4 protein-coding genes and 1 other RNA gene are annotated in these 3,524 nt (G+C 55.4%); 4 read left to right on the top strand and 1 reads right to left on the bottom strand.

Annotated features, from left to right (window positions below; all coding sequences use genetic code 11):
• Nucleotides 1-113 precede the first annotated feature (113 nt).
• Nucleotides 114-189: non-coding RNA, sX9 sRNA (locus XAXN_RS21055), on the bottom strand.
• A gap of 355 nt (nt 190-544) precedes the next feature.
• Between XAXN_RS21055 and XAXN_RS08750 the strand changes: the two genes are divergently transcribed.
• From XAXN_RS08750 to XAXN_RS08740, 4 genes are all read left to right on the top strand, one after another.
• Nucleotides 545-1,474: a hypothetical protein gene (locus XAXN_RS08750; protein WP_241148111.1), complete on the top strand. Its 930-nt coding sequence runs from the start codon at nt 545-547 to the stop codon at nt 1,472-1,474.
• A complete protein-coding gene (locus XAXN_RS08745; protein ID WP_054319251.1) occupies nt 1,464-2,516 on the top strand; it encodes a hypothetical protein in 1,053 nt (350 codons plus the stop codon). Before XAXN_RS08750 ends, XAXN_RS08745 begins: the two co-directional genes overlap by 11 nt.
• A 2-nt stretch (nt 2,517-2,518) precedes the next feature.
• Nucleotides 2,519-3,046 (top strand): PH domain-containing protein, encoded by a 528-nt coding sequence (locus XAXN_RS21050; RefSeq protein WP_134980650.1) that lies wholly within the window; start codon nt 2,519-2,521, stop codon nt 3,044-3,046.
• A gap of 139 nt (nt 3,047-3,185) precedes the next feature.
• Nucleotides 3,186-3,383 (top strand): zinc-finger domain-containing protein, encoded by a 198-nt coding sequence (locus XAXN_RS08740; RefSeq protein WP_054319250.1) that lies wholly within the window; start codon nt 3,186-3,188, stop codon nt 3,381-3,383.
• Nucleotides 3,384-3,524 lie beyond the last annotated feature (141 nt).

The raw sequence follows: 3,524 nt of genomic DNA, 5'->3' as shown, positions 1-3,524 counted from the left end.
TGCGCGAGACCGGACACGGCGCACAAACCGAGACCCGCGATCGCCCACCCCGCCCCTGCCGCGCCATGATACCCCGCATGCGCAACCGGCCTGCGGCCGGATGCACTTAGAGTGGCTAACAAAACGTAGCGAGCGGTCGTCAGGTGGGCGTGGATGGCGCACAGGAACCGGAGTGTACGAGGGGTACATTGAGGATTCCGAGCACCGGCCGCGCCCGTCTGGCGGCTGCGCAGTAGTTTTGTTAGCCGCTCTTATTGACAAGCTTTCAAGCTTGTGGGAAAACCTGACGAATCGAAAATGGACGCGTCAGGGACGATCAATAATAGCCCTACCCCTTCCGCTGTTTGCGACGCGTAATGCGAGGGGTTTTAGGCGTTATGACTACATTGCTCGGGCTCTGCGCGAATTGTAATACCTTTCTCAAGGAGCGGGCCAGTGCTTTTCAAGATAACTCCCCGAAGTATTACCGTTTTATGCACCTATCAGTGTACTGCCGCCTGCAAGCAGTGCTGCTTCGAGTCTAGCCCTCGATTGAAAGGGGGGGTTGGAAGGTGAGGTCATTCGAGAACGCCTGACGGAGGCCAAGAGAGCCTATCCCGCCCTTGGCTTAGCCGTTTTCAGTGGTGGCGAGGCGTTTCTCTTGAAAGATGAACTCGTCAAAAGCGTCGCTCACTCTACCGAACTAGGGCTCAAAACCCGAATTGTGTCCAATGGGTCGTGGGCTAAGAGAATCGAGCGTGCGGGTACGTTATGCGCTGAACTTGCTAAAAGCGGACTTGGCGAACTCAATCTAAGTACAGGCCGTGATCATCAGGAGTTTGTACCGGAAAGCAGCATCATCAATGCCGCCGAAGCGGCAATCGCTTCGGGCATCGATGCATTAATAACCGTCGAAACCGACACTATGGAAAGTAACTGCTACCTATCATTGCGAAGCAGTGAGCGGATTCAGGAATTGATGAAAACCCCTGGCTTTCGACTCGTCAACAACTACTGGATGCCCTTCCACGCTGACGCCCCCGCCAGAAAGCAAGAGGCTGACCTGCAGCTGATCAGAAAGGGATGCGAGCAAGTTTTTGACAATTTGGTTGTCACGCCACACGATAATTTATCTGCGTGTTGTGGGCTAACCCTTGAACACATTCCTGAGATGCGTCTCGGCAGGAATGACGGTTCCAACATGAAAGAACTTTTCGAAGCGCAAGCCGACGACTTTCTGAAGTATTGGCTCCGCGCCGACGGGCCCTACGCCATCATCGGAAATGTGATGGGCGATGCCGCACCCTCATACCTAGATGGTGTCGTCCACGGCTGCCAGGCTTGTGCAATTTTACACAAAACCCCAGCAATCCGAAGCAAGCTTATGGAGGTTTACCAGTCCCACATCGAGAACGTCCTGACCCGATTTGAGATCGCCAGAGCGGCAGCATCGAAGTCTGTCCTAAATCAAAAGGAGGTTGCACATGGAGCGTAGGAAATTCATCCAGGCGGCATTGGTCTCTACCCCGCTGCTGGCGGGAGGGGCATCAGCAGGGACTCGACTTTACGGAACTCCTGCAAGTGTTGAACCCGTTGCCAGCGCTGTTGATGACTACTCGGGCAAGCTCGTCTTGTCTTTGTCGAGGTCCGGCCTTCCGCATCACTTTTGGGAAAAAATTCGCTCCATTTCTACGATCGTGCTTGGCGTTCTCGACTCGCCCGAGGAGGGTGAGGCCTTTGCTTGCTCGCCCAGGGCTTACTTGTCCAGGCACGGCCTTGATCATTCCGACTCCATTCTTGAAGACGAAACGCTTCGACTAGTAGCTACGATCTCTCAGCCAGTGGTGAGGGATGCAATTGCGAACAAGGACTACGCTTCGTTCATGCAACACCTCAAATCCACAGGTGTTCTGAACTTTGATTCGAGTGTGTTGCAAAAAGAGATCGAAACTGCTATTTCCGGGAAAGTCGATGAACTTCGTTCTATGTTGCAAAAGGGCCTGATGCAGCTCCCAGGCCAAGAACGAGAGTCGTTTCTTACCATGCTTTCGTCACCTGGTGCGGGGGCGACAGACGACGATCTCGCCATGACTTATCAGCTTGTCAAAGTTGAGCTCGGGACATCCCCGGCATTGGCAATTTTCGCAGCTACTATTGCAGTGGTTGTCGTCACGGTCGCCGCTGCAGCAGTGCTTTGGGTTTACACCGCTGGCTGGCTGGCTGGCTGGGTGTGTGGGGGGGGGCCTGGAACCAACAGTCCCAGCTCCAACCTAGCCATGCAGTCCGCCACGAGTTTTGGCAAGCTTGCTGAAGCTGATCCGAACCTTACCAAGAGCTATGAGCGCGCCATGAAGATTGCTGCGCTCACGGGTGAGAGAGCTATCCTAGAAGAAAGCGCTCGGGCGGTGATGCTGGCTGAAAGCGTCGCGGTGATTCAAGCGCTACGCAACACTCAGATTCTCGACATCTCATCCGAGAGCGCTGATCGTATTGCAGAAGCCATTGCCCTTTATGCCTACAAAGCTATGGGAGTTTGAATATGTCAGCAAAACAACTTGAGAGATTTTCGGTAAACGCTTTGAACTGGAAATCAGTTTCAGCGCTCGTGGTTCTCGCCCTTGCAGTAATGGTTTCTATTGCACTGACGGTGGGTCAAGGGCAATGGGTGCTATCACTTGCGATTGCTGTGGTTGTCTTTGCATTGATCGCATCGTTACTGGCTACAGCCAGAATCGATATTATTGAGGACAGTCTTGTTGCTGGTGGCGGCCTTTACAAGGTGAAGGTGCCGCTGGATCGAATTGATGTGGCTCATGCACGCATCCTTCTACCCGACGATCCTTTTCGCCTGGGTTGGAGGACAAACGGATTAGGCTGGCCAGGACTGAATTTGGGATGGTTCTCTTCGAAAGGCCCTAAGCGGGTTTTCGCAGTCGACACCCATAAAGCAGATCGAGTCTATGTCCCGACTTTCGAAGACTTCGACATTGTCCTAAGACCGACAGATCCCGGTGCGTTCCTCAATGCGCTTGGAAGGGCCAGTGCTAGAAACGATCAAGCCGGATAAGTTCGCAGACAGTTGCTATATCCCCGGGGCGGTTCAGCTCTCGGATGCAGTCAGCGCGTCGGGACAAAAAGGTTCCGGCGGCGCTTGGTTGATGGCCTGCTAGAATGCCGGCATCCGTTCCCTTTACGATCGCACCGCCATGAGCCAGACCGCCACCGCGCCCGCCAATGCGCAAACGCGTTACACCGTGCATCGCGGCGACCTGCCGTTGAGCTGCCCGACGCCGCAGATGGCGCTGTGGAACTCGTATCCGCGCGTGTATCTGCCGATCGAGGACGAGCCCAACTGCGAAGCCAAGTGCCCGTATTGCGGCGCGTTGTTCGTGCTCGCCGGCTGATCCTGGCCGGATGCACCGCCCGACCGTGGTGCAACTGCTGCCGGCGCTCCACCCTGGAAATCGCCGCCGCGCTGGTGCGTGCGGGTCATCGCGCCGTGGTCGTGTCTGCCGGCCTGGTTGGGGCGACGTCCCCCCGTCCTG

Origin of the sequence: Xanthomonas axonopodis (genome assembly GCF_001304695.1) — a bacterium.
Classification (GTDB): Bacteria; Pseudomonadota; Gammaproteobacteria; order Xanthomonadales; family Xanthomonadaceae; genus Xanthomonas; species Xanthomonas axonopodis.
The sequence above is the reverse complement of the archived record's forward strand: the minus strand, read 5'-3'. Positions and strand labels throughout refer to the sequence as shown.